Annotated in this window: 27 protein-coding genes; 13 read left to right on the top strand and 14 right to left on the bottom strand. The window is 71.8% G+C overall.

Translation table 11 applies throughout. From position 1 onward, the window contains the following. Positions 1 to 122 precede the first annotated feature (122 nt). The 3 genes from IPZ69_RS22405 to IPZ69_RS47045 form a co-directional block, all read right to left on the bottom strand. The gene (locus tag IPZ69_RS22405; protein ID WP_235456042.1) at positions 123 to 968 is read right to left on the bottom strand and encodes a cupin domain-containing protein; all 846 of its coding nucleotides are present in this window, start codon (positions 966 to 968) and stop codon (positions 123 to 125) included. A 5-nt stretch (positions 969 to 973) separates the two neighbouring features. Continuing rightward, positions 974 to 1,840: a cupin domain-containing protein gene (locus tag IPZ69_RS22400; RefSeq protein ID WP_235456041.1), complete on the bottom strand. Its 867-nt coding sequence runs from the start codon at positions 1,838 to 1,840 to the stop codon at positions 974 to 976. A 97-nt stretch (positions 1,841 to 1,937) separates the two neighbouring features. Then, positions 1,938 to 2,069: a hypothetical protein gene (locus IPZ69_RS47045; protein WP_268834890.1), complete on the bottom strand. Its 132-nt coding sequence runs from the start codon at positions 2,067 to 2,069 to the stop codon at positions 1,938 to 1,940. A 436-nt stretch (positions 2,070 to 2,505) separates the two neighbouring features. On the opposite strand from IPZ69_RS47045, the gene IPZ69_RS22395 reads away from it, so the two are divergent. From IPZ69_RS22395 to IPZ69_RS22360, 8 genes are all read left to right on the top strand, one after another. Further along, positions 2,506 to 2,754: a thiamine-binding protein gene (locus IPZ69_RS22395; RefSeq protein WP_235456040.1), complete on the top strand. Its 249-nt coding sequence runs from the start codon at positions 2,506 to 2,508 to the stop codon at positions 2,752 to 2,754. Next, entirely contained in the window at positions 2,751 to 3,119 is a 369-nt protein-coding gene (locus tag IPZ69_RS22390; RefSeq protein ID WP_235456038.1) for a helix-turn-helix domain-containing protein, read from the top strand. The genes IPZ69_RS22395 and IPZ69_RS22390 overlap by 4 nt, the downstream gene beginning before the upstream one ends. A 176-nt stretch (positions 3,120 to 3,295) precedes the next feature. Further along, positions 3,296 to 3,808 (top strand): 2-oxo-4-hydroxy-4-carboxy-5-ureidoimidazoline decarboxylase, encoded by a 513-nt coding sequence (uraD, locus tag IPZ69_RS22385; protein WP_235456037.1) that lies wholly within the window; start codon positions 3,296 to 3,298, stop codon positions 3,806 to 3,808. A 4-nt stretch (positions 3,809 to 3,812) separates the two neighbouring features. Beyond that, positions 3,813 to 4,214 (top strand): hydroxyisourate hydrolase, encoded by a 402-nt coding sequence (gene uraH, locus IPZ69_RS22380; protein WP_235456035.1) that lies wholly within the window; start codon positions 3,813 to 3,815, stop codon positions 4,212 to 4,214. A 7-nt stretch (positions 4,215 to 4,221) separates the two neighbouring features. Further along, entirely contained in the window at positions 4,222 to 5,178 is a 957-nt protein-coding gene (gene pucL / locus IPZ69_RS22375; RefSeq protein ID WP_235456033.1) for a factor-independent urate hydroxylase, read from the top strand. A gap of 127 nt (positions 5,179 to 5,305) precedes the next feature. Beyond that, positions 5,306 to 6,685, top strand: coding sequence for an 8-oxoguanine deaminase (locus IPZ69_RS22370; protein WP_235456032.1), 1,380 nt, complete (start codon positions 5,306 to 5,308; stop codon positions 6,683 to 6,685). A 322-nt stretch (positions 6,686 to 7,007) separates the two neighbouring features. Then, positions 7,008 to 8,351: a nucleobase:cation symporter-2 family protein gene (locus tag IPZ69_RS22365; protein WP_235456071.1), complete on the top strand. Its 1,344-nt coding sequence runs from the start codon at positions 7,008 to 7,010 to the stop codon at positions 8,349 to 8,351. Further along, positions 8,348 to 8,971, top strand: a complete 624-nt coding sequence (locus IPZ69_RS22360) for a TMEM175 family protein (RefSeq protein ID WP_235456031.1) — start codon at positions 8,348 to 8,350, stop codon at positions 8,969 to 8,971. Before IPZ69_RS22365 ends, IPZ69_RS22360 begins: the two co-directional genes overlap by 4 nt. Here IPZ69_RS22360 and IPZ69_RS22355 read toward each other — a convergent pair. Both IPZ69_RS22355 and IPZ69_RS22350 read right to left on the bottom strand, forming a co-directional pair. Beyond that, positions 8,925 to 9,563 (bottom strand): 3'-5' exonuclease, encoded by a 639-nt coding sequence (locus tag IPZ69_RS22355; protein WP_235456030.1) that lies wholly within the window; start codon positions 9,561 to 9,563, stop codon positions 8,925 to 8,927. The two genes, IPZ69_RS22360 and IPZ69_RS22355, sit on opposite strands and share 47 nt — an antisense overlap. A gap of 32 nt (positions 9,564 to 9,595) precedes the next feature. Then, positions 9,596 to 10,393: an AraC family transcriptional regulator gene (locus tag IPZ69_RS22350; protein ID WP_235456029.1), complete on the bottom strand. Its 798-nt coding sequence runs from the start codon at positions 10,391 to 10,393 to the stop codon at positions 9,596 to 9,598. Positions 10,394 to 10,489: 96 nt separating this feature from the next. Here IPZ69_RS22350 and IPZ69_RS22345 point away from each other — a divergent pair, with 96 nt between their 5' ends. Beyond that, entirely contained in the window at positions 10,490 to 11,344 is an 855-nt protein-coding gene (locus tag IPZ69_RS22345) for an SDR family oxidoreductase (RefSeq protein WP_268834889.1), read from the top strand. A gap of 82 nt (positions 11,345 to 11,426) precedes the next feature. On the opposite strand, the gene IPZ69_RS22340 is transcribed toward IPZ69_RS22345, so the two are convergent. From IPZ69_RS22340 to IPZ69_RS22325, 4 genes are all read right to left on the bottom strand, one after another. Further along, positions 11,427 to 11,849 carry an acyl-CoA thioesterase gene (locus IPZ69_RS22340; RefSeq protein WP_235456027.1) on the bottom strand — a complete coding sequence of 141 codons (423 nt, stop codon included), beginning with the start codon at positions 11,847 to 11,849 and terminating at the stop codon, positions 11,427 to 11,429. Positions 11,850 to 11,903: 54 nt separating this feature from the next. After that, on the bottom strand, positions 11,904 to 12,560 hold the full coding sequence (locus tag IPZ69_RS22335; protein ID WP_235456026.1) for a hypothetical protein: 657 nt from the start codon (positions 12,558 to 12,560) through the stop codon (positions 11,904 to 11,906). Positions 12,561 to 12,658: 98 nt separating this feature from the next. Next, entirely contained in the window at positions 12,659 to 13,258 is a 600-nt protein-coding gene (locus IPZ69_RS22330; protein ID WP_235456024.1) for a histidine phosphatase family protein, read from the bottom strand. A 21-nt stretch (positions 13,259 to 13,279) separates the two neighbouring features. Further along, complete coding sequence (locus tag IPZ69_RS22325) at positions 13,280 to 14,488, bottom strand: pyridoxal phosphate-dependent aminotransferase (RefSeq protein WP_235456022.1); 1,209 nt, start codon at positions 14,486 to 14,488, stop codon at positions 13,280 to 13,282. Positions 14,489 to 14,575: 87 nt separating this feature from the next. On the opposite strand from IPZ69_RS22325, the gene IPZ69_RS22320 reads away from it, so the two are divergent. Beyond that, on the top strand, positions 14,576 to 15,202 hold the full coding sequence (locus IPZ69_RS22320) for a winged helix-turn-helix transcriptional regulator (protein WP_235456021.1): 627 nt from the start codon (positions 14,576 to 14,578) through the stop codon (positions 15,200 to 15,202). Between the two features lie 134 nt (positions 15,203 to 15,336). Here the strand turns inward: IPZ69_RS22320 and IPZ69_RS22315 are convergent, their stop codons facing one another. The 3 genes from IPZ69_RS22315 to IPZ69_RS22305 are packed head-to-tail and all read right to left on the bottom strand — an operon-like array spanning position 15,337 to position 18,947. Next, positions 15,337 to 16,155, bottom strand: a complete 819-nt coding sequence (locus tag IPZ69_RS22315; RefSeq protein WP_235456020.1) for a hypothetical protein — start codon at positions 16,153 to 16,155, stop codon at positions 15,337 to 15,339. Next, positions 16,155 to 17,417 carry a VWA domain-containing protein gene (locus IPZ69_RS22310; RefSeq protein WP_235456019.1) on the bottom strand — a complete coding sequence of 421 codons (1,263 nt, stop codon included), beginning with the start codon at positions 17,415 to 17,417 and terminating at the stop codon, positions 16,155 to 16,157. The genes IPZ69_RS22315 and IPZ69_RS22310 overlap by 1 nt, the downstream gene beginning before the upstream one ends. Positions 17,418 to 17,426: 9 nt before the next feature. Beyond that, positions 17,427 to 18,947: an IucA/IucC family protein gene (locus IPZ69_RS22305; protein ID WP_235456018.1), complete on the bottom strand. Its 1,521-nt coding sequence runs from the start codon at positions 18,945 to 18,947 to the stop codon at positions 17,427 to 17,429. Between the two features lie 127 nt (positions 18,948 to 19,074). Here IPZ69_RS22305 and IPZ69_RS22300 point away from each other — a divergent pair, with 127 nt between their 5' ends. Then, the gene (locus tag IPZ69_RS22300; RefSeq protein WP_235456070.1) at positions 19,075 to 20,556 is read left to right on the top strand and encodes an IucA/IucC family protein; all 1,482 of its coding nucleotides are present in this window, start codon (positions 19,075 to 19,077) and stop codon (positions 20,554 to 20,556) included. 11 nt (positions 20,557 to 20,567) lie between these two features. Here the strand turns inward: IPZ69_RS22300 and IPZ69_RS22295 are convergent, their stop codons facing one another. Further along, on the bottom strand, positions 20,568 to 21,374 hold the full coding sequence (locus tag IPZ69_RS22295) for a thioesterase II family protein (RefSeq protein ID WP_235456017.1): 807 nt from the start codon (positions 21,372 to 21,374) through the stop codon (positions 20,568 to 20,570). 186 nt (positions 21,375 to 21,560) lie between these two features. On the opposite strand from IPZ69_RS22295, the gene IPZ69_RS22290 reads away from it, so the two are divergent. Together IPZ69_RS22290 and IPZ69_RS22285 are read left to right on the top strand one after the other, a co-directional pair. Beyond that, positions 21,561 to 22,475 (top strand): HipA family kinase, encoded by a 915-nt coding sequence (locus IPZ69_RS22290; protein ID WP_235456016.1) that lies wholly within the window; start codon positions 21,561 to 21,563, stop codon positions 22,473 to 22,475. Beyond that, entirely contained in the window at positions 22,472 to 22,759 is a 288-nt protein-coding gene (locus IPZ69_RS22285; RefSeq protein WP_235456015.1) for a SelT/SelW/SelH family protein, read from the top strand. The genes IPZ69_RS22290 and IPZ69_RS22285 overlap by 4 nt, the downstream gene beginning before the upstream one ends. A 12-nt stretch (positions 22,760 to 22,771) precedes the next feature. On the opposite strand, the gene aceB is transcribed toward IPZ69_RS22285, so the two are convergent. Further along, positions 22,772 to 24,397: a malate synthase A gene (aceB, locus tag IPZ69_RS22280; RefSeq protein WP_235456014.1), complete on the bottom strand. Its 1,626-nt coding sequence runs from the start codon at positions 24,395 to 24,397 to the stop codon at positions 22,772 to 22,774. Positions 24,398 to 24,545: the final 148 nt, after the last annotated feature.

The raw sequence follows: 24,545 nt of genomic DNA, 5'->3' as shown, positions 1-24,545 counted from the left end.
CGCGTTGTCGTCGGTTGCCATGGCTCCGCCATGACGCCCTCCTCCGCCTTGCGATGCACGGCACCAGACCCCGCTCCCTGATCCGGCCTGATCCAAACGAAAGACCCTAGCCATCGTCGTGCTCATGCCCCCTCGGCGCCCTGATGGGCGCGGACCGCCCGGCGCACCAGCTCGCCGGTGTCCAGGGCGGTCAGGTACGCGGTCAACTCGGTGCGCAGCCAGGCGACCTTCTCGGCCGGCGACAGGTAGTGGTGGGTGCCCGCGACGGCGTCCGCGGCGGCGCTCTCCAGGAACCCGGTGACGGCGGCCGCGGCGAACTCACCCGGCCCCGGGCGGCTCACCGACAGGGCCAGGTGCAGCGAGTCGCCGCCCCGCACGCTCCCGGCGTACACGACGTCGGCCGGTACGTAGAGGGCGTCACCGGGGTCGAGGACGAAGTCGGCCCGCTCGTCCCCGTCGCCGGTCTCCCATCCGGTACGGCCCTGCAGCTGCACCACGAGCACGTGGTCGCGGCGGGAGCGGGCCGGGACGCCGACGGTGTCGGCCGGGGTGAGGAACAGCGCGGCGCGCACGGTTGCCCGCAGGTCCTCACGCACCGTCGCGACCAGCTCCCCGATCCCCGGGTGCCAGTCCTCGGGCTGGTTCAGCCGCACGGTGTGTCCGGTGGCGAAGTGCGCCCGTACGGCGGCCCCGTCGGCGTAGCCGACCCGCGGCTGCTGCTGCACGACGCGGGTCTCGGTGACCGTGCCCAGCGGTACGGGCCTGCCGTCGCGCAGCACCGCGAAGTACGGGGAGACGAACAGGCCGCAGTCGAACTGCTCCCACAGTTCGGCGGGCGAAGGCGTGCCGGGCAGCGCGGTGGGGCGGTAGGACCGGGGCCGTACGCCCCAGGTCTCGGCGAGGAAGGCGTCCGGGTCGCCGAGGATCGTGGCCAGGCCCACCGGCGCGGGGTCGAGCGTGCTGGTCATGGGGGTCACGCCTTCCTGGTCCGCATCCGGGTCACGGCCCGCTCGACGAGGAGCCCGGCGTCGGCCGAGCCCACCTGGTCCAGCAGGGCCTTGGTCAGCGCCTCCGCCTCCTCCTCCAGCCCGGCACCGGGACTGCTCAGCGGCTCGCGCGCGAGGTCCTCGGCGAGGCCCGTCAGCAAGGAGTCCAGCAGGTCCCGCGGGGCCGGTTCGGTGATCGTGAACGTCACGTGCAGCGAGGTGCCGCCGCGCGCGGTGGCCACGTGCGGCATGCCGTGCGGCAGGTACAGCACGTCACCGGGTTCCATGACGAAGGAGTGGGAGTGGCTGTCGACGTCCACGTCGAGGCCGGAGCGGGCGTCGATCTGGCCCTCCTCGGGGTAGATCCGCCACTCCTTGGCGCCGGCGATCTGCACGGCGAGTACGTGGGATCCGTCGCGGTGCGGGAGCATGCCCGTGCTGTCGCGCGGAGTGTAGAAGACGTATGCCTTCACTTCGGCCGGCAGCCGCGCCTCGATCTGCCGCAGCACGCCGCGCAGCGGGGCGTGCCAGTCCTCCAGCTGGCTCATCTTCATCGTCGCGCCGGACGTGAGGAGGGCGCGGATCTTCGCCGGGTCGGCGAATCCCGGCACGGGCCTGCCGGCCACCTGCCGTGTCGTCGTGAACGCCGAGATCTCCGGCTGCTGTCCTTCTTTCAGAAGCATGAAATAGGGCCAGCGGAGAAGGCCCTTGTCGAGCAGATCCAGAATGGCGGCCTCGTCGATCAGGCCCTCGACCGGGGAGGCCTTTTTGAACAGTCCGTGTTTCTTGTTCCAATACGTGCCCGGCAGGTCCGCCTCGTCGATGAGGCGGGCAAGTGGATGGTCAGTTCCCACGGCCGTTCCTTCTGGGATCGATGCTGCATAAATTGGTGCGGAACGGAGGAATTCCGGGGGCGGCGGTGCCGTCCCCGGAACGTCCCCGGACGCAACGTCACGCCATGTTGATTTCCGAGATGAGAGTCGGCCGGGCGTTGGTCTCCGACAGCTCGTCGATCTCCGCGTCGGCGGCCGCGATGATGCTCTCTTCCTCGGTGGGCTCAAGCTTGTCGTCGTCGAGAGACATGCGCGTTCTCCTTTGAACTGAAAGCCGTTGAATGCCGGGGTGGCGACGAAAACGCTAAGGGCGCACTGCGGCAAGGTCAACGGAGGATTACAACACTCAGGCCGCGCTCCAGCGCGGATATGGTACGCCTCAGGAAATGCCGCACGCCGACGCGCTCAAGTCCCATACGAGCGGAATTCGAGCCTCATAGCCGCCCCCGGTCCCGAAAGGGACGTCGCCATGCCGCGGTCCCCCGGCCTGGCGCCGACGCTCCATGACCCCCTGCCGCCACCGGTTCGCCGGTCCTGGCAGGCCGGCCCGCCGCGTTGCCGCCCCGCCAGCCCCTGGCGCCGCCGCTCCACCAGCCCCCGCCGGCCCCCATCCCCAAGGGTGATCACCAGCGAGTCCGTTAAGGTCGTGCCCGAGTGACCGGGGCGAGCTATGCCATGGGGGCACAGTGCGATTGCGAGTGGAGTTCACGACGGAACCCTTCGATCTCGACGAGGCTCCGGCGCACGCGCTGGTGGCCCGGGAGGTCATCGAGGCGGCCGAGCTGGACGCGGTGGACGTCGGCCCCTTCGGCAACACGGCGGAGGGTGGCGCCGACAGCGTGCTCACCGCCGTGGACGCCCTGCTGCGCAAGACGCTGCGGGCCGGGGCCACCCGGATCTCGCTGCAGGTCAACGTGATCGAGGAGGGCGAGTGACCGGAACCGGGGACGAACCCTTCATCGCGGCGGTGAAACCGCTGGTCGACGCCATGGGCGGGGAGATCCTCCCGCCGGACGAGGCCGGCCCCGACGACGTCGTGCTCTCCTGGGAGGGCGCCGACGTGGTCGCCGTCCGCCTGCCGCAGCTCGCGGACTCCCTCGATCACATCCTGGCCGCCATGGAGCGCAAGCGGGGCAAGCCGCTGGCCGAGCTGGACCGCAAGTCCAAGCAGGAGGTCGTGCGGATACTGGAGGCGCGGGGCGCCTTCTCCGTGCGGCACGGCGTGGAGACCGTGGCCGGCGCGCTCGGCGTCAGCCGCTTCACCGTCTACAACTACCTCAACCGCGACAAGCAGGCCTGATCGGGGCCCCGGCCACGGGTGCGCAGAAGCCGTCTTCCGGGTGCCGGACGGCGGTTTCTTGCTGCTCCTTCTTGTTACCGCGAATTTTCAACAAAGTGTTGACGTGGTGTTTCGGAGGGCGTTAGCTAGCCGCAGCCCGTTCAGCACGAAGGCCGTTCGCGGCCACGGAGGCTCCCGTGACTTCGACATCCACGCCCCCGGGCCTGGCCCGGTTCAACGTTCTGGAGGAGCCCGCGGCCCTGGCGGCCCTCCACGAGGCGTGTGCCTCCACGGCGTGGGCCGGCCGGCTGCTGGCCGCCCGCCCCTACGCCACCGCCGACGAGCTCTACGCCGCCAGTGACTCCGCCACGGCCGACCTGACCGCCGCGGACCTTCAGGAGGCGATGTCCGGCCACCCGCCGATCGGTCGCCCCAAGCCTGGCGACCCCGCCTCGGCCCGCGAACAGCGCGGCATGGCCGGCGCCTCCGAGGAGCTCAAGGCCCAGATGCTGGAACTGAACCTCGCCTACCAGGACAGGTTCGGCCATGTCTTCCTCATCTGCGCCACCGGCAGAACCGGCGAGCAGATGCGCGACGCGCTCAAGGAGCGGATCGGCAACGCGCCGGAGCAGGAGCGGGAGATCGTCCGCACCGAGCTGGGCAGGATCAATCGCATCCGACTGGCCCGACTCGTCGAAGAGGACGCCTGAGACCATGAGCAGCAGCACCACCGCCTCCGTGTCCACACACATCCTGGACACCTCGATCGGCCGCCCCGCCCACGGCGTCGCCGTCCAACTCTCCGCCCGCCCGGGGCGCGAAGCGGACTGGCAGGCGCTCGGCGGCTCCGCGACCGACGCCGACGGCCGGTGCAAGGACCTTCCGGACCTGCCGGAGGGGACGACACACGTACGGCTCGACTTCGCCGTCGAGGCGTACTTCTTGCAGTCCGAGAACAAGCAAGCCGATGCGCAGCAGGACGCCCCCGCGAATCGGGACAGCGGTGCCGTGTTCTTCCCCGAGGTGGCGATCACCTTCGCCGTGAACCCCGGGGAGCACTATCACGTACCGCTGCTGCTCAACCCGTTCGGCTACTCCGTTTACCGAGGGAGCTAGCAGAAACATGACTGACAATTCCCGGCCCGCCCGCCCTGTGATCCTGGGTCAGAACCAGTACGGCAAGGCCGAGAACCGAGTCGTAAAGATCACGCGGGACGGCGCCACCCACCACATCAAGGACCTCAACGTCTCCGTGGCGCTGAGCGGCGACATGGACGACGTCCACTACTCCGGCTCCAACGCCCACGTCCTGCCGACCGACACCACCAAGAACACGGTGTACGCGTTCGCCAAGGAGTACGGCATCGAGTCCGCCGAGCAGTTCGGCATCCACCTCGCCCGGCACTTCGTCACCTCGCAGGAGCCGATCAAGACGGCCCGGATCCGTATCGAGGAGTACGCCTGGGAGCGGATCGAGGCCTCCGACGCCAACTCCAAGTTCATCGGCGCGGACGAGGTCAAGCACTCCTTCGTCCGCCAGGGCCAGGAGACCCGCCTCACCCAGATCACCTACGACGGCGAGACGTGGGAGGTCATCTCAGGCCTGAAGGACCTGGTCGTGATGAACTCGACGAACTCCGAGTTCTGGGGCTACGTCAAGGACAAGTACACGACCCTCCAGGAGGCGCACGACCGCATCCTGGCCACCCAGGTCTCCGGCCGCTGGCGGTTCAACTGGACCGACGACGAGCAGAAGATGCCCCACTGGGAGAAGTCCTACGAGCAGACCAAGAAGCACTTGCTCCAGGCCTTCGCCGAGACGTACTCCCTCTCGCTGCAGCAGACGCTGTACCAGATGGGCGCGCGCATCATCAACAACCGCGGCGAGATCGACGAGGTCCGCTTCTCGCTGCCGAACAAGCACCACTTCCTGGTCGACCTGACGCCCTTCGGGTTGAAGAACGCCACCGAAGACGGTGCGGTGTACTTCGCCGCCGACCGCCCCTACGGCCTGATCGAGGCGACCGTCATCCGGGACGGCTGCGAGCCGAGGATCCCGGTGGACCTCACCAACCTCTGATCTCGCCCACTTTCGGCACCCGTGGCCGGGCGACGCGCCTGCTCAAGGTCCCCGGCCACGGCACTCAAACTTCCTAGGGTCCTGCCGTGCCCACTCCCCAGAGTCCACTGAGCGAAAAGGACGAATCATGGCAGCAGCCCAGCGCATCGTCATCGAGAACTGTTCGATCGCGACGGTCGACGCGAACGACACCGAGTACGCGAGCGGACACCTCGTCATCGCCGGCAACCGCATCGAGGCGCTCGGCGCGGGCAAGGCCCCCGAGGGCCTGGAGAACGTCGTACGCCGCATCGACGCCACCGGGCACCTGGTCACCCCGGGCCTGATCAACACCCACCACCACTTCTACCAGTGGATCACCCGGGGCCTGGCCACCGACCACAACCTCTTCAACTGGCTCGTCGCGCTCTACCCCACCTGGGCCCGCATCGACGAGCCGATGGTCTACGCGGCGGCCCAGGGCTCGCTCGCGATGATGGCCCGCGGCGGCGTCACCACCGCCATGGACCACCACTACGTCTACCCCCAGGGCTCCGGCGACCTGTCCGGCGCGATCATCCGCGCCGCCCGTGAGACCGGCGTCCGCTTCACGCTCGCCCGCGGTTCCATGGACCGCAGCGAGAAGGACGGCGGCCTGCCGCCGGACTTCGCCGTCGAGACGCTTCAGGGCGCGCTCACCGCGACCGAGCAGACCGTCAAGGAACACCACGACGCCTCCTTCGACGCGATGACCCAGGTCGCCGTCGCCCCCTGCTCGCCGTTCTCCGTGTCCACCGAACTGCTCAGGCAGGGCGCGGAGCTGGCCCGCCGGCTCGGCGTGCGGCTGCACACCCACGGCTCGGAGACGGTCGAGGAGGAGAAGTTCTGCCACGAGCTGTTCGGCATGGGCCCCACCGACTACTTCGAGTCCACCGGCTGGCTCGGTGAGGACGTGTGGATGGCCCACTGCGTCCACATGAACGACTCCGACATCGTCGCCTTCGGCCGTACGAGGACGGGCGTCGCCCACTGCCCCTCCTCCAACGCCCGTCTGGCGGCCGGCATCGCCCGCGTCCCCGACATGCTGGCGGCCGGCGTCCCGGTCGGCCTCGGCGTCGACGGCACCGCCTCCAACGAGTCCGGCGAGCTGCACACCGAGCTGCGCAACGCCCTGCTCATCAACCGCCTCGGCGCCCACCGCGAGGCCGCCCTGGGCGCGCGCGAGGCGCTGCGCCTCGGCACCCACGGCGGTGCCCAGGTCCTGGGCCGCGCCGCCGAGACCGGCTCCCTGGAGCCGGGCAAGCTCGCCGACCTGGTGCTGTGGAAGCTGGACACCCTCGCCCACGCCTCCATCGCCGACCCCGTGACCGCGCTGGTCTTCGGTGCGGCGGCACCGGTCACCGCCTCCTTCGTGAACGGCCGTCAGATCGTCGAGAACGGGCGCCTGCTGACCGTCGACGAGGACGCCATCGCCCGCTCCACGCGGGACGAGGCCCAGCGTCTGGCCCGGATCGCCGCCCAGGGCTGAGCAGCCGACAGCACTCTGTCGCACAGGACTCCGGCCGGGAGGGACGGCTCCCGGTCGGCGGCCGTGGACCCGAGCGGGGTTCACGGCGGCCGTCTCCGGGGCGCGCGTGAACGCGCGCGCCCCGGAACGGTCACCGTCCACCGACCCCATGGGTCCTGCCGGTCCCGCACGACCGTCGCGCACCACCTCCCTGAAACCCACGTCAGAGCCGACGTGTCACCCGACCGGAGGAGCCGCCGTGTCCGCTCAGCCAGTTGACGAGAGAGTCGACGAGACAACCGACGGGATACACCCCGTCGACGAGAAACTCCCCGCCCTCAAAATGGCCACGACCGGCCTGCAGCACGTGGCCGCCATGTACGCAGGCGTCGTCGCCCCACCCCTGATCGTCGGCGCGGCCGTGGGCCTGTCCGGCACCGAACTCACCTTCCTCACCGGCGCCTGCCTGTTCACCGCGGGCCTCGCCACCTTCCTGCAGACCCTCGGCATCTGGAAGATCGGCGCCCGGCTGCCCTTCGTGAACGGCGTCACCTTCGCCGGCGTGGCCCCCATGACGGCCATCGTCGCCTCCGCGAAGGACAAGTCCGACGCGCTGCCGGTCATCTTCGGCGCGGTCATCGTCGCCGGCCTGCTCGGCTTCCTGGCGGCCCCCTTCTTCAGCAAGGCGGTCCGCTTCTTCCCGCCGGTCGTCACCGGCACGGTCATCACCCTGATCGGCGTCTCGCTGCTCCCGGTGGCCTTCGGCTGGGCCCAGGGTCCCAACCCCGCCGCGGACGACTACGGTTCGACGACCTACCTCACCCTCGCCGGGATCACCCTGCTCATCGTCCTGGCCCTGCGCCGCTTCACCCGGGGCTTCGTCAAGCAGATCGCGGTCCTGCTCGGCCTGGTCGTCGGCACCCTGGTGGCGATCCCGTTCGGCGTCACGGACTTCGGCCCGGTGGCGGACGCGGACGTGATCGGCTTCCCGACACCGTTCCACTTCGGCGCACCGCAGTTCCAGCTCGCGGCGATCCTGTCGATGTGCGTGGTGATGGTGGTCTCGATGACCGAGTCGACGGCCGACATGCTGGCCCTCGGCGAGATCGTCAAGCGCCCGGCCGACGAGCGGACGATCGCGGCGGGCCTGCGCGCCGACACCCTCGGCTCGGCCCTCAGCCCGCTCTTCAACGGCTTCATGTGCAGCGCCTTCGCGCAGAACATCGGCCTGGTCGCGATGACGCGGATCCGCAGCCGGTACGTCGTGGCCACCGGCGGCGGCTTCCTGGTCCTGATGGGTCTGTGCCCGACGGCGGCGTCGCTGATCGCGGTGGTGCCCCGCCCGGTGCTCGGCGGCGCCGGGGTGGTCCTCTTCGGCTCGGTGGCCGCGAGCGGCATCCAGACGCTCGTCCGGGCCGGCCTGGAGAAGGACAACAACGTGCTGATCGTCGCGGTGTCACTGGCCGTCGGCCTGATCCCCATCACGGCGCCGGAGTTCTACCACGCCTTCCCGGAGACGGCGAAGATCGTCCTCGACTCCGGCATCTCGACCGGGTGCGTGGCGGCGGTCCTGCTGAACCTGGTCTTCAACCACCTCGGCGCCGACAGCCGCGAGGCCCGGGACGTGACCCATCCCATGGAGGCGGGTGAGGAAATCGTGGCCGATGGTGCACCCTGTGTGCCATGACGAGTGAGTCCAGCCGTGTCGAGGCCTTCAGCGACGGTGTCTTCGCCATCGCCATCACCCTGCTCATCCTGGAGATCAAGGTCCCCGAAGTGGGTGAACACCAAGGCCTCTGGCACGCGTTGGGCGCCCAATGGCCGTCGTACGCCGCCTACGTGGTGAGCTTCCTGGTCATCGGCATCATGTGGGTCAACCACCATCAGGTGTTCAGTTACGTCGCCCGCGTCGACCGTACGCTGATGTTCCTGAACCTGCTGGTCCTGATGGTGGTGGCCGCGGTGCCCTGGCCCACGGCGATGCTCGCGGAGTATCTGCGCGAGGGAGCGGCCTCGCACGTGGCGGCGGCCGTGTACAGCCTGGTGATGGTCGCGATGGCCTTCACCTTCCAGGCCCTGTGGTGGCACCTCACCCGCACCGGTCACCTCTTCGACGCCCGCGTCGACGTCCCGGCGGCCAGGGCGACCCGCGTCCGCTTCGCGCTGGGTTCCCTGGCCTACCCGCTGACGGTGGGCCTGGCCTTCGTCTCGGCCCCCCTCACCCTGGCCGCCCACGGCCTCATAGCCCTCTACTACGGCTTCAATCAGGTACCGGTCCCGGTGCGGGACGACCCGGCCACCTCATGAGGTTCGCGAACAACTCGGCCTGCTCGATCGCGTCGTCCAGCGCGTGGTGGGTGTGCCGGCGCTTCGAGAGCAGGTGCCGGGGCATCGTCCCCTTGGCCACGGCCCGCAACGGCAGCCCGGCCTTGGTCGCGTAGAGCGTCTTCATGTCCAGGCACCCCGAGTGCCCGAACGGACTCGACCCGGTGAAGCGGATCAGGTACCAGTACAGGAACGTCCAGTCGTACGACGCCGGATAGCCGCACATCACCGGCTGGGCGCCCGCGCTCACCTCGCGGACCCAGTCGGTGAACTCGGCCAGCGCCACGCCCGGTTCGGCCCCCTCCGCCCGCAGCCGGTCCCGGTCGAGACCGCTCACGGCGAGCGCCTCCGGGACGAACTCCGCACTGATCGGCCGTAGTTCGCGGTAGAACGTCAGCCGTTCCGGATCGGCGGCGGTGAATCCGTCGGCGTCCTGCGTCCCGGCGACGGCCGCGCCCAGGCTCAGCATCGAGTACGGCCCCGGGATCGGGCCGTCCGCCTCGATGTCGACGGAGATGTAGCGGCTGGGTTTCACGCGACGTGCGGACGGTGGTACCGGCATGCACCGCAGCATCGCAGGCGGGGCCGTCCACCGCATCCGCGATTTCAGGGGCGGGGGCCCGACTGGCAGGGGGTGGACGTGGGCAGCCGGCCGGTGAAGTACGAGCGGGGCGGGACGCCCATCAGGGCCCGGAAGTCCGACGTCATGTGTGACTGGTCGTAGTAGCCGGTGGCGGCGGCTAGTTCGGCCCAGGGAGCGCTGGTGGCGTGCGTGAGCACCGTGCGTACGCGGTTGATGCGGGCGTAGTGCTTGGGGGACAGGCCCACGCCCTCCGTGAAGAGGTTCCGTAACTGCCGCTCGCTGACCGCGAGTTCACGGGCGACCTCACCGACCGGCCCCGGTACGCGACCGGGCCGCACCGACATCGCGTCGGCCCCGGCCCGTACCAGCTCGGTGCGGCCGCGGTCCGCCGCGGCGGTCAGCCGTTCGGGCAGTACGTCCGCGAGGTGTGCCGCCGTCTCCTCCGGAGCCAGCCGGCGCAGCTCGCGGTCCAGTCGGCGTGCCGTGCCGCTCGGCAGGTCGCCGAGCGGTACGACCCTGCCGACCAGTTCGGCCGCCGGGACGCCCAGCAGGGGCCGGGCCGTGCCCGGCGTGAGCTGCAGCTCCAGGCAGGAGGCGGGGAACGCGCCGTCGTGATAGGAGGCCCGCACCCGGGGACCGACGGCGACGACGTCGCGGTGGCCCCTCGCCCCCACCCGTACGACGATCTTCGTGACCGGGTCGGGGAGATGGACGAACGCCTGCGCGGGCGGCCCGGTGACGGACACGGACGTGATCCCGGTGATCCAGGGACGCAGGGCCTCGGGTATCAGCAGGGCCTGCTCGGCACGGGCGTTGGTCACCTCTCCACCGTAAGCGAGCCGCACGGTCCGCGGGGCCGGCCAACCGTGCCGGAATTTCCAAGAGGCGGGGGCCCGGCCCGGCCCACCGTGGAGAGCATGATCCTCGTAACCGGTGCCACCGGCACCATCGGCAGTGAACTTCTGCGACAGCTCGCGGCGCGCGGCGAGAAGGTGCGCGCCCTGACCCGTGACCCGGCGAAGGCCCGGATGCCCGCCGGAGTGGAGGTGGTGCGCGGCGACTACCTCGAACCGGATTCCGTGCGGGACGCGACGGCCGGAGTGACGGCCGCGTTCCTGCTCGGCGCCCCCGGTCCGGGCGCGCGGCACGACGAGGTGCTGGTCGCGGCGGCGCGTCGGGCGGGCGTCGAGCGGCTGGTGAAGCTCTCCGCGATCGGCACCGGCGACCCCGACGTCGGCTCCTCCGGCACCTGGCACGTGGCCGGCGAGCGGGCCGTGCGGGACAGCGGCACCGAGTGGACGATCCTGCGGCCCTCGTCCTTCGCCTCCAACACGCTGAGCTGGGCGCCGGACGTCCAGGCCGGTGAGCCGGTGCCGAACATGACCGGTGACGGGGCATCAGGCGTGATCGACCCCCGTGACCTGTCGGAGGTCGCGGCGCGGGTCCTCGTCGAGAGCGGGCACGCGGGGCGGACGTACACCCTGACCGGGCCGGCGGCGATCAGCGTCCCCGAGCAGGCCGCCGCGCTCGCCGCGGTGCTCGGCCGCCCGGTGGCCACGCGGGACCTCACCCCGGACGAGACACGGGAACACCTGCGCACGGCCTGGGGCTTCGACGACGCGCAGGCGGCGGGCATCCTGGCCGGCACCGCCTTCGTCCGCCGGGGCGGCAACGCGGTCGTCACCGACGACGTACCGGACCTGCTGGGCAGGCCCGCCCGGACGTACCGGGAGTGGGCGCGGGACCACAGGGCGGCGTTCGACCGGACCTGACGGACCGGGTGGGGCGGCGGAAACGGGGGTACCGGCCGCCCCGCCTCCGGTCAGGCACCCGGTCGCGGGCCGCCGGCCACCGTCACAGGCCGAAGAAGGTGAGGTCGCTCGCCACCTCCTTGAAGGCCTCCCGCGGGTCGGCGACCAGCTTCCGCTTCTTGAGGTCCATGACGCCGCCGACCCCGGTGATCTCGGCCGCCACCGTGCCGTCGGTCTTGCGGATCGTCTGCACGATCCGGAACGTCTTGCCCGTGCCCCACTCGAACGCGCAGGTCACGTCGACCTCGTCGCCCGCGAGTAGTTCACGCTGGTAGCGGATCGTCGTCTCCAGTGCCACCGGACCCACGCCCCGGCCCCTGAGCTGGGCCTGGGTCACCCCGGCGGCCTGGAGCAGCGACCAGCGGGCGTGCTCCGCGTAGTTGAGGTAGACCGCCTGGTTGAGATGACCCTGCACGTCGGTCTCGTAACCCCGGACGGTCACGCGGACGGAATACGGTTCGCTCACTACTTCCCCTTCTCGTGTACGGCGCACTGATCCCCCGATCCTGGCACGCGCCGCTCACACGCGACGCGGGGAGGCCAGCAGATAACGCGCCCTCGTCCGCGGCTCCGTGTACTCGCCGGCCTGCCAGCCCGCCGCCTCCAGCGTGGCCGCACAGGCTCGCAGCACCTCGCCCTCCGGCGCGTACACGGCGACCGCCTCCGGCTGCGGGGTCGCGCGCACCCGGTACCCGTCGGCGTCGGCGTCCGCCGGCCGGTGCCCCGCCGCCTCCAGGGCGAGGGCGGCGGCCCGCACCAGATGCGTACGCTCCCAGCCGCACGGCCGGTCCGTGGCACCGTCCGGGTTCGTCATCCGGCGCAGCTCCAGCAGCCCCTGCCAGGCACTGTGCACCTCGCGCACCCGGGACGGCCCGGAACCGGACGCGTCCTCCTCGCCGCCGACGCGCGCCGCGAAGACCCCGTCGGCCGCCCGCGTCCCGACCGGCTCCGCGCGCTCGGCCGCCCCGGTGGGCTCCGGCACCGCCTCCCGCAGGTGGTCCCGTATTCGATGCCCGGCCGGCGTCAGGAAGTGGTCGTGCGGCGGTCGCGGATGCCGGAAGGCGAGACCCCGCTCGACCAGCGCCGCGAGCTGCGTCTCCGTACCCCGCAGCCGCCCGGTGACCGGGTCGGCGGCGTCGATGACACGCCGCTGCGCGGCGGTCGGCGGTCGTGTCACGGCGTGCTCCTCCCCGGTGATCGGCCCTGTCGGCGGGCCCATTCGAAGAGTACGACCCGACTCTGACAACGCCCCGGGTCCGACCGCCGGAAACCCTCCTATCCGGTGGGCCGGGTGTTCCACTCCACGATCACCGGCCGCTCGTGTTCCGTGCCGAGGCGGCACAGGGTTCCCGTGGCCAGCTGGAACAGGGCCCCGTGCGACGGGGGCAGTCCGAGCCGGCGCGCCGTGAGGACCCGCAGGAAATGCCCGTGCGCGACCAGCAGGACGTCGCCGTCGGCGTCGGCCATCGCGGCGTCCACCTCGGCCAGCACCCGGTCGGCGCGCTCGCCGACCTGCTCCGGTGTCTCGCCGGGATGCTCTGCGGGCCCCGGCGCGACCCCGTCCGTGAACAGGAACCAGCCGGGCCGGGTGCGCTGGATCTCGGGGGTCGTCACGCCCTCGTAGCCGCCGTAGTCCCACTCCCGCAGGTCGCCGTCGACGCGCGCGTCGCGCACCCCGATGAGCTCGGCAGTCTCCCGCGCCCGATGCAACGGGCTGACGAACGCGGCCCCGATCCGCTCGGACCGGATCAGCGGTTCGAGCCGGCGCGCCTCCTCCCGCCCGCGCTCGGTGAGGGGAAGGTCCGTCCAGCCGGTGTGCCGCCCGGACTTCGACCACTCGGTCTCGCCGTGCCGGACGAGCAGGAGATCACTCATGAGCCACAGACTAGGAGGCCGCTACTGCCGGTACCCGCTCAGGAAGCGTCCGATCCGTCCGATGGCCGCCTCCAGATCGTCCGCGTGGGGGAGGGTGAGGATGCGGAAGTGGTCCGGCGTCGGCCAGTTGAAGCCCGTGCCCTGGACCACCTGGATCTTCTCGCGCAGCAGCAGGTCGAGGACGAACTTCTCGTCGTCGTGGATCGGGTGCACCTTGGGGTCGATGCGCGGGAACGCGTACAGCGCGCCCTTCGGCTGCACACACGACACGCCCGGGATCTCGTTGAGCTTCTCCCAGGCCACGTTGCGCTGTTCGTGGAGGCGGCCGCCCGGCGTGGTGAGGTCGCGGATGGACTGGCGGCCGCCGAGCGCCGCCTGGATGGCGTACTGGGCGGGCGCGTTGGCGCACAGGCGCATGGAGGCCAGCATGGTCAGGCCCTCCAGGTAGTCCTTCGCGTGCTGCTTCGGGCCGGTGACCACCAGCCAGCCGGAGCGGAAGCCCGCCACCCGGTAGGTCTTCGAGAGACCGCAGAAGGTGAGGACGACCAGGTCGGGGGCGAGGGCGGCGGCCGAGTGGTGGACGGCGTCGTCGTACAGGATCTGGTCGTAGATCTCGTCGGCGAAGACCATCAGACCGTGGCGCCTGGCCAGGTCGAGGATGCCCTCGACGATCTCCTTCGGGTAGACCGCGCCCGTGGGGTTGTTGGGGTTGATGATGACCACGGCCTTCGTGCGGTCCGTGATCTTCGAGGCCATGTCCTCCAGGTCCGGGTACCAGTCGGCCTGTTCGTCGCACAGGTAGTGGACCGCCTTGCCGCCCGCGAGGGTGGTCACCGCCGTCCAGAGCGGGAAGTCCGGCGCGGGGATGAGGATTTCGTCGCCGTCCTCCACCAGCGCCTGGACGGCCATCGACACCAGCTCCGAGACGCCGTTGCCGAGGAACACGTCGTCGACGCCGACCTCCAGGCCCAGGCTCTGGTAGCGCTGGGCGACCGCCCGGCGGGCGGAGAGGATGCCGCGCGAGTCGGTGTACCCGTGCGCCTGCGGCAGCATCCGGATCATGTCCTGGAGGATCTCCTCCGGCGCCTCGAAGCCGAAGAGAGCGGGGTTGCCGGTGTTCAGGCGCAGCACGCTGTGGCCCGCCTCCTCCAGCGCGTTGGCGTGCTCGATCACCGGGCCGCGGATCTCGTAGCAGACCTCGCTGAGCTTGTTCGACTGCCGGAACTCCATGCGCCGCTTCCCCTCCGGTATCTGGTGTTACTTGGTTTTACCAAGTGTGCGCTTGGAAAGTCCAACGACACGTCTAGACTGCGTCGCATGCCACCTCGCCGAAGCTACGACCAGTACTGCTCCGCCGCCCGCGCCCTCGACCTCGTCGGTGACCGCTGGACCCTGCTGATCGTCCGGGAACTGCTCGCGGGGCCCCGCCGCTACACGGACCTGCACGCGGACCTGCCGGGGGTCAGCACGGACGTACTCGCCTCGCGGCTGAAGGACATGGAGCGGGACGGGCTCGCGACGCGACGGCGGCTCCCTCCGCCGGGTGCGGCCTTCGTGTACGAACTCACCGGGCGCGGGCGGGAGTTGCTGCCCGTGCTGCAGGCGCTGGGGGAGTGGGGGCAGGCCGAACTGGGCGAGCGGCGGCCCACCGACGCCGTCCGGGCACACTGGTTCGCGCTGCCGCTGCTGCGGGCGCTCACCGGGGACGGGGTGGTCGAAGTCCGGCTGGACGAAGGGGACTTCCATCTGTTCGTCGGCGCCGAGGACGGGCCGGTGTTCGGGGACGGGCCCGCCCCCGCCGAGCCCGACGCGCGACTCGTCCTGGACACCGCCACGGGTACCGCCATCAGCCGCGGCGAGCTGGCCCTGCCGGACGCGGTGCGGGACGGGCGGATCACCGTGACCGGCGACGGCACCCTGGCCAAGGCCCTTCGGGAGACGTGAGGCCGAGCCCCTGAGGGAGGGGCGCCCGAAGCCGAGTTGTGCGAGGCGGAGGGCCTGCCGGGGAGGGCGAAGGGCCCGCCATGAAAGGTGAAGGCCCGCCGTGCGGGCACGGCGGGCCTTCGGGGAACGGGGGCTCAGACGCCCGGCGGCACCCGGGACGGCCGTCCCGTGCCGCGCGTCAGCGCGTACCCGCCGATGCCGGCGAGCGCGGCGAGCAGGCCGCCCACCGCCGTCCACACCCAGCGGTCGGTCCACCAGCCGGAGGACCAGCCGTCGTCCGGCTCGATGCTGGACAGCACGGCCGACTTCGCCGAGTCCTTGTCCTCGTCGGAGGACGCGGACGTGACCGCGATCCCGGGGACCAGCGGCTTGGCCAGGGAGCCGTCCACCGCGGCGGCGCCGCCCATGTCCTTGGAGTCGACGCGCACTTCGGCATTGACCGGCTTGCCGAGGTCGGCGGAGCCGAGGTTCGCCACCGTCAGGCGGATGTAGTACGTGCCCGGCAGCGGGTCGTTGGCCCACGGCTCCGACCAGGCGCGCACCGTGCGCAGGACGCAGGCCAGCTCGACGGAGGCCGCGCCCTCGGCGGCGGTGCGGGTCTGGCTGCCGTACTGGCAGGACTGGCGGCGGCGCAGACCGTCGTACACGTCGATCTGCCACGTCTCGGCGGTGTGCGTGCCGGGCAGCTTCACCGTCGCCCTGACGTTCGGGCGCTGCCCGGCGTCGGCCGGGAACGACCAGTACAGGTAGTCACCGGTGGAGCCGTTGGCGGTGGCCCGCTGCCCCTGGTCGAGCTCCGTCGCCGTACGGAACGACGTGCCCGCCTGGGTGGGCGCCTTGCTGTCGTCCGAGGAGCTCGACGAGGACGCCGTGGGGGTGGAGTCCGCGACGGCCGGCCCCGCGGCCAGGCCGAGCGTCAGCAGCGCGGCGCTCAGTACACGTGTGATGCGCATCAGTTGGTCCTCCAGACCGCGAACCGCCAGCGCGACAGCCAGCCCCACAACAGACCCGCGACGAAGCCGGTCAGCACGAGCGCGCCGAGCAGCCACCAGCCGCGCCCGAGGCCGAAGGCGGCCACGTCGCTCGCCTTGCTCGGCCCGTCCACCACGTCCACGGTCAGCTCCAGCGGCAGACCCGGCGTGGTCTTCACACCGGCGGCCGGCGAGAAGGAGTTGGTCACCTGGAGGCACACCGACTCGGCGGTCGCCGTGTCGTCGTCGCTCTCCGGCTTCGGGTAGCGCAGACCGGTCGAGATCATGTCCGTACGGCCCGTGCCCGCGGCCTCGCCGCGCACGATCTCCCGGCCGCGCTCCGTGACCGCCCGCAGCAGCACGCCGTGGTCGGGGTTGACCGTCCGGTCGTCCGCGACGCTCACCGAGGCGCGCAGCTCCTGGCCGGGCTCGACGTCCACCTTGTACCAGCGCTGCTGCCCGAACTCCTCGCGGTCCGTGTACAGCCCGGACTTCAGCGCGGGCGCCTTGGCGCACTCGGTCGCGCCCTCGGTCGCCACCGGCGTCACCACCGGATCGGCGGCCCGGTCGACCAACTGCCCCACCCGGTCGCTGAGTTCCTCCTTGTGCCGCACGTCCGTGTAGGTGCCGCCGGTCGCGTCCGCGATGCAGCTGAGCTGGTCACGGGTCTTGGCGTCCGGCACCAGGCCGAGCGTGTCGATGGTCAGCCCGATCCCCTTGGCGGCGATCTCCCGGGCCACCTCGCACGGGTCCAGCGGCTGGCAGGTGTCCTCGCCGTCGCTGATCAGGACGATACGGCGGCTGCCGTCACCGCCGTTGAGATCGCCGGCCGCCGCCTGCAGCGCGGGGCCGATCGGCGTCCAGCCGGTCGGCGCGAGCGTCGCCACCGCCGTCTTGGCCTCGGTCCGGTCCAGCGGACCGACCGGGTACAGCTGCGCGGTGTCCTTGCAGCCCGTCTTCCGGTCGTTGCCACGGTAGTTGGCACCCAGGGTCCGGATGCCGAGCTGGACCTCCTCGGGCGTCGCGTCGAGCACCTCGTTGAACGCCTGCTTCGCCGCGGCCATCCGCGACCCGCCGTCTATGTCCCGCGCCCGCATGGAACCGCTGACGTCGAGCACGAGTTCCACTTTGGGAGCGGCCTGGTCCGTCTCGTCGGCGGCCGCCGGGGCGGGAGACGCGATCCCGGCCGCCAGGGCGGCGAGCAGGGCGCAGACGCCCGCCGCGAGCCGTTGTGTTCTGATCATCGGCGGATCCTATTGATCAGACGTGTCGTGCTCCAAAACGGGGTCCCAACGCAGGGGATGAGGCAGGGCGAACCATTGGTCACCGGGCGTCCCGGGGGACAGCCGCATCAGCGTCAGCGCCTTCGCGGGCAGCGGATCCGTGCACAGCGCCGTCAGATCGGGGGTGCGCGGCAGGTCCCCTACGGCGGCCTCCAGAGCGCCGCGGAGCGCGATGCCCGAGCCCGCCGTGCCCGCCAGCGCGCCCGCCACCAGGGATCCGAACAGCTTGCGGCGCAGGGTGTTTTCGTCGTCCGTGACCAGACGGCCGGTCAGGTCCGGCGGGGTGATGCCGTGGCGGGTGAGGCGGGCGGGGCTGATGCGGATGTCGGCGAGGTCGCGGTAGACCAGGCGCAGCGGGTCGCCGGTCGCGGACAGCACCACCAGGAGGTTCTGGCCGTGTGCCTCCAGGGCCACGCCCAGTTCGAGCAGGCGCAGGCCCACCGTGAGGGCGAGGCGGGTGAAGCCGGCCAGCCAGGCGGGGGAGTCCGGCAGGTCCGTGGTGGCCAGGGCGGCCACCGGCAGGACGTGCTCGCCGGGCGCCGCGTACTGCGCCGGTGATTCGCGCAGTACGGCCGCCAGGTCCGGGGAATGGGCCGTCACCGCGCCCAGCGTGCGCGTCACGTGCAGCAGCCCGTCGGTGCGGGCCGCCAGGTCCTCCGCGAAGGACGAGAGGATCGCGGACGCCCCGATCGAGTACTCCGAGATGTCCCGCACCGAGGAGGTCAGCCGCGTGCTGAGCGCGGTCTTCACATGCGGTCCGTCGGGCAGGGCGAGGGTCCGCAGGGACATCAGCGGGTGCGCGGCCCGGACACCCGCACCGCGGACCTTGAGGACGTGCGCCGCCTGCCAGGGGTGCACCGGGATCAGCAGCCGCCCCCCGTCCGCCGGCCACGCCCCCGTCACCAGGCACTCCTCCCGCGGCACCGGGACCGTCGCCAACTCCACGACCGGCCCGTGCTCCGGGCCGTACGCGAGCTGCTCGGCCACCGAGAAACCGGGGCGGGAACGGCAGTTGGGGTGGAACGGATGCCCGTCCACCACACGCTGCTCCCACTCCCAGTCCTGTTCCGGCCACTCCTTCGGGTGTTCCGGCCGGCCGGCCCGGGACAGTGCCAACGACGCCGCGCTGTGCCCGAGTTCGGCCGCGAAGTCCGCCGCGTGCGGTACCGCGAGGTCCGTCATCAGACGTGCGGGATCGTCGTACGGCACACCGTCGAGGTGGACGAGGGTGACGTACGCGTCGGTGGCGTACGGATCCGCGTGCGGCCCGTGCAGCGTGCGGCCGTCGGCCAGCCGCAGGCCGAGGCCGCTCACCCCGCGCGCCCGCCGGGTGACCCAGGGCAGCGGCTCGTGCGCGAGCGCCCGCCACAGCCGGGTCAGCACGGCCGCCCGGGCACCCGGCAGCTCGGCCGCGTACCCGGCCAGCAGCCCGGGCCGGGTTTCAGCCAGCTCGGCGGCGACCTGCGCCTCGACGGTGGGGGGACGGTGCACGGGCGGACTCCTCGGGTACGGGTGTGACGTCACGATTGTCGGTGAAGGCCGACATACTTGATCGAGAACGGGCCGTGTGGTGACCGGACCGTGTGAACACGCAGAACGAAGGGAACGCGTGGACCTCATGCCCCCGGGCGACGACGCCGGGCGCGCCGACGCGTACGCGGCCGCGCCGCTGCTCAACTGCCTGCTGCGGGAGATCGCCGAGCCGCTCCCAGACCCGGGACCCCGCCGCGTGTACCGGCTGCCGGGCGGCAGCCGGCTGCTGCGCGTGCGCGGCGGGCGCCGGCCCGTGGCGCCCGAACTGCACACCGACGGGGGCTGGCAGCCCCTCGGCCACACCGAGCTGGTCAAACTGGTCGCCGACGAACTGCGCCGGCACACCGGACTGTCCAACGACGACCTGCCCACCGAGATGATCGACAGCCGGGACGCGGTCGCCGCGCTGCTCGCCGCCCGCGCCCGGACGACGGCACCCGAGGACCCGTACCTGCGGTCCGAGCAGTCCCTCATCACCGGCCATCCCTACCACCCGGCCCCCAAGGCACGCGGCGGCGGACCGGTCGCCGGCTGGCTGCCGTACGCCCCGGAGGCGCACGCCCGTTTCCCGCTGGTGCTGCTCGGCGTGCGCGAGGGCGAGGTGGTCGAGGACGGCGACCCCACCGCGCTGGACGCCCTCGGCACGGCCCCGCCCGGCTACCGGCTGCTGCCCGCCCACCCCTGGCAGCTGGACCTCGTCGGCCGGGACCTGGCGCCCGCCTTCGCGGACGGCCGCCTGATCCGGCTGGGCGCGACCGCCGACGAGGCCTGGCCGACGGCGGCGGTCCGCACCCTGTACGCGCCCGGGCGCGACCTCTTCCTCAAGTTCAGCCTCGATGTGCGCATCACCAACGACATCCGCCGGCTGTGGCGCCACGACCTGCTGAAACTGCGCCGCACGGACGCGGCCGCGACCCGCGCCTTCGCCGGTATCGACGGCCCCGCCGCCTGGCTGAGCGACCGCGGCTACCGCACGGCCCGGTTCGCCTTCGAGGAACTCGCGGTCCTGGTCCGCGACGGACTGCGCGGCCACCTGCTGCCCGGCGCGACCCCGCTGCTCGCCGCGGGCCTCGCGGAGGGCTTCGAGGGCAGCCCGCTCGCCGCCACCGCCGATCCGGCGGCCTGGTGGGAGGCGTACCTGCGGCAGGTCGTCCCGCCGGCCCTCGCCGCCTTCGCGGACCACGGCGTCGTCGTCGAGGCCCACCTGCAGAACACCCTGGTCGCGGTGGACGCCGCCGGCCTCCCCGTGCAGGCGCTGTTCAGGGACGCGGAGGGCGTCAAGCTGCTGCCGGACGTGTCCCGGGCGGCCGGATGGGAGCGGCTGGTGTACTGCCTGGTCGTCAACCACCTCACCGAGATCGCCGCCGCCCTCGTGGAGCACCACCCGGGCCTCGACCCCTGGCCGGCCACCCGCCGCGAACTCGCCCGCCACGACTTGCCCGAGATCACCGGCCTGCTCGCCTCGCTCACCCTGCCCGGCAAGACGAACCTGCTGCTGCGCTGGACCGGCGCGGACGGTGCCGCCGCCCGCTACCTGCCCCTGCCGAACCCGCTGCTCGGCGCCTAGCGACAGGGGTCTCAGGCCGGCCGGTGTTCCGGTCGAGGGGGCTGCCCGCTCAGGACGGCGGTGACGGTGGAGAGCACGGGGTCGGTCGACTCGCGGGTGAGGAAGAAGTGCCCGCCCGGGAAGGTGTGATGGGCGAAGGCGCCGGTGCTGACGGCGGCCCAGCGGGCCAGGTCGTCCGGGGTGTGGCGGTCGTCCGCCCCGCCGAGGACGGTGAGCGGGCAGTCGAGCCGCCCGGTGGGCGGAGCGGCGTGGAAGCCGGCGCAGAGCGTGTAGTCGGCCCGCAGGACCGGCAGCAGGATGTCCATGAGCTCGGGGCTGGCGAGCACCTCGTCGGTCGTTCCGCCCATCGCGCGCAGATCCTCGACGATGTCGGCGTCGCTCCACTGCGCGCGGCCGGACTTGGGATGCGGACCGCCGGGCCCGGCGCAGCCGCTGAGCAGGAGCTGCTCCGGCGTCGGGTCGCCGTGCCGGGCGGCGGTCAGGGCGACGCCGTAGGCGAGCAGCGCGCCCATGCTGTGGCCGAAGAACGCGTAGGGGAGCGGTCCGAGCGCGGGCCGGACACCGGCGTACAGCGCCGCGACGGCCGCGTGATAGTCCGTCAGGCGTGGCTCGGCGAAGCGCCCTTCACGGCCCGGCAGATGGACGGCGAGGACCTCCACGTCCTGGGGCAGCCGGGCGGCCCAGGCGCGGTAGAAGTTCGGGCCCGCGCCCGCCGGGTGGAAGCAGAGGAGCCGCATGCGCGGCCGGGGGCTGTGGGTCAGGGGCCGCAGCCACGGGTTCGTGCCGGGCGCGGTGGCGGACGGAACGCTGGTCGTCATGGTTCGGGCAGGCCTCGGGTGGGTGGAAGGGGTGGACCCGGCTCGGGCCTCGGCCGGGGCGGCGACGAGACTCACGTACCGACCATGATCGATTCCGGCGGCGAACGCAACACCGTCCGGCGATGTCCTGAAAGTGAACTTGCCCCCTGCCGGGCGGCCCGAGAAGGCGGTGCATAGCCTGAGAGGATGCTGAGTGAAGTCACCGCCACCCGATACGTGGCGCCCCTGCACGAGGGTGGATCCGTGCCCGGCGTCGTCGAGGCCGACGACCTGGGGACGTACGTCGTGAAGTTCACCGGCTCCGCGCAGGGACGCAAGGCGCTGGTCGCCGAGGTGATCGTGGGGGAGCTGGCGCGCGCCCTCGGGCTGCGGTTCCCCGAGCTGGTCCTGGTGCACTTCGACCCGGAGATCGCCGCGCACGAGCCGCACCAGGAGGTACGGGAGCTGCTCCACGCCTCCGAGGGCATGAACCTGGGGATGGACTACCTGCCGGGCGCGAAGGACTTCACGCCCGAGGTCGCCCGGACCTTCCCGGTGGACCCGCTGGAGGCGGGCAGGATCGTCTGGCTCGACGCGCTCACCGTCAACGTCGACCGTACGATCCACAGCTCCAACCTGATGATCTGGCCGACCTTCGGCACCGCGCCCCCGCACCTGTGGCTCATCGACCACGGCGCCGCCCTCGTCTTCCACCACCGCTGGGACACCTCGGCGCCCGAGAAGGCGTACGACTTCCGGCACCACGCCCTCGGCCACTACACCCCCGACGTCCGGGCCGCCGACGCCGAACTCGCCCCCCGGGTCACCGAGGAACTCCTGCGGGGCATCCTGGCCGAGGTGCCCGACGCCTGGCTGGCCGAGGAACCGGGCTTCGGCACGCCCGACGAGGTCCGTACCGCCTACGTCGGCTACCTCGCCGCGCGCGTGCGGGCCTCGCAGCAGTGGCTGCCCACCGATTTCCCGAGCCGCGAGGAACTCGCGGCCGAGGAGGCCGCCCGCGCGGCCAGAACGCAGCAGGGCCGCCCGAAGTGGCTCAAGCGGGTCCCCGACCTGCACGGCAAACCGGCGGCGGAACAGGATTGGTCGGTGCACCTCGGATGACGGACAGCCCTTCGGACGCGCAGCGGGTCGAGATCGAGTACTGCACCCAGTGCCGCTGGCTGCCGCGCGCCGCCTGGCTGGCCCAGGAGCTGCTGACGACCTTCGAGGCCGAGCTCACGGAACTCGCGCTCAAGCCCGGCACGGGCGGTGTCTTCGTGGTCCGGGTCAATGACGAGGTGGTCTGGGACCGCCGTGAGCAGGGCTTCCCGGAGCCGACGGCCGTCAAGCGGGCCGTACGCGACCGAGTGGCCCCGGGAAGGTCCCTGGGCCACTCGGACAGGTGAGGCCGGCGAGGCTCAGCCGGTGAGCTGCCGGTACGCGGGCAGCGTCAGGAAGTCCGTGTAGTCCTCGTCGAGGGCGACCTGGAGCAGCAGGTCGTGGGCCTGCTGCCAGTGGCCGGCCGCGAAGGCCTCCTCGCCGATCTCCGCCCGGATGGCGGCCAGTTCCTCGGCGGCGACCTTGCGGGCCAGCTCCGGGGTGGCCTTCTCGCCGTTCTCGAACTCGACGCCCGCGTTGATCCACTGCCAGATCTGCGAGCGGGAGATCTCGGCGGTGGCCGCGTCCTCCATCAGGTTGAAGATGGCGACGGCGCCGAGGCCGCGCAGCCAGGCCTCGATGTAACGGATGCCGACCTGCACGGCGTTGACCAGGCCCGGGTACGTCGGCTTGGCGTGCAGGGAGTCGACGGCGATCAGGTCGGCCGCCTTGACGTCGACGTCCTCGCGCAGCCGGTCCTTCTGGTGGGGCCGGTCACCGAGCACCCGGTCGAAGGACGCCATGGCGATCGGCACCAGGTCCGGGTGGGCGACCCACGAGCCGTCGAAACCGTCGTTCGCCTCGCGGTCCTTGTCCGCCTTGACCTTCTCGAAGGCGACCTTGTTGACCTCCTCGTCGCGGCGGGACGGGATGAACGCCGCCATGCCGCCGATGGCGTGCGCGCCGCGCTTGTGGCAGGTACGGACGAGGAGTTCGGTGTACGCGCGCATGAACGGGGCCGTCATGGTGACCGCGTTGCGGTCCGGCAGGACGAACTTGGGGCCGCCGTCACGGAAGTTCTTGACGATCGAGAAGAGGTAGTCCCAGCGGCCCGCGTTCAACCCGGCGGCGTGGTCGCGCAGTTCGTAGAGGATCTCCTCCATCTCGTACGCCGCCGTGATCGTCTCGATCAGCACGGTGGCCCGGACGGTGCCCTGCGGGATGCCAACGTAGTCCTGCGCGAAGACGAACACGTCGTTCCACAGGCGGGCCTCCAGGTGAGACTCCGTCTTCGGCAGGTAGAAGTACGGGCCCTTGCCGAGGTCCAGCAGCCGCTGGGCGTTGTGGAAGAAGTACAGGCCGAAGTCGACGAACGCGCCCGGGACGGCCCTGCCGTCGGCGTCGACGAGGTGGCGCTCGTCGAGGTGCCAGCCGCGCGGGCGCATGACGACGGTGGCCAGCTCCTCGTTCGGGCGCAGGGCGTACGACTTGCCGGAGGCCGCGTCGGTGAAGTCGATGCGCCGCGTGTAGGCGTCGCTCAGGTTGAGCTGGCCGAGGACCACGTTCTCCCAGGTGGGCGCGGAGGCGTCCTCGAAGTCCGCGAGCCACACCCGGGCGCCCGAGTTGAGCGCGTTGATGGTCATCTTGCGGTCGGTGGGGCCGGTGATCTCGACGCGGCGGTCGTTCAGGGCCGCGGGGGCCGGGGCCACCTTCCAGGAGTCGTCCGCGCGGACGGCGGCGGTCTCCGGGAGGAAGTCGAGCGTGGAGGTGCGGGCGATCTCGGCGCGGCGGTCCGCGCGGCGGGCGAGCAGTTCGTCGCGGCGCGGCGTGAACCGCCGGTGCAGCTCGGCCACGAAGGCGAGCGCCGCGTCGGTGAGGACCTCATCCTGCCGGGGCAGGGGCTCGGCGTCGACGATGGCCAGCGGAGACGGCGCTGGTGCGGACATGAGCTGTCACTTCCTTCAGCGATGGCACCGGGTGCCAGTCGGCCCGGGTACGGCGATGTGCGCCTGCGGAGCAGCAGGGCGCTTCTGAGCAGTGGATACTAGTTTCCTCATCGTGGAAGTTCAATGATTTGTTGACATCGAGATTCTC

Origin of the sequence: Streptomyces olivochromogenes (assembly GCF_021538895.1) — a bacterium.
GTDB lineage: Bacteria > Actinomycetota > Actinomycetes > Streptomycetales > Streptomycetaceae > Streptomyces > Streptomyces olivochromogenes_A.
The sequence above is the reverse complement of the archived record's forward strand: the minus strand, read 5'-3'. Positions and strand labels throughout refer to the sequence as shown.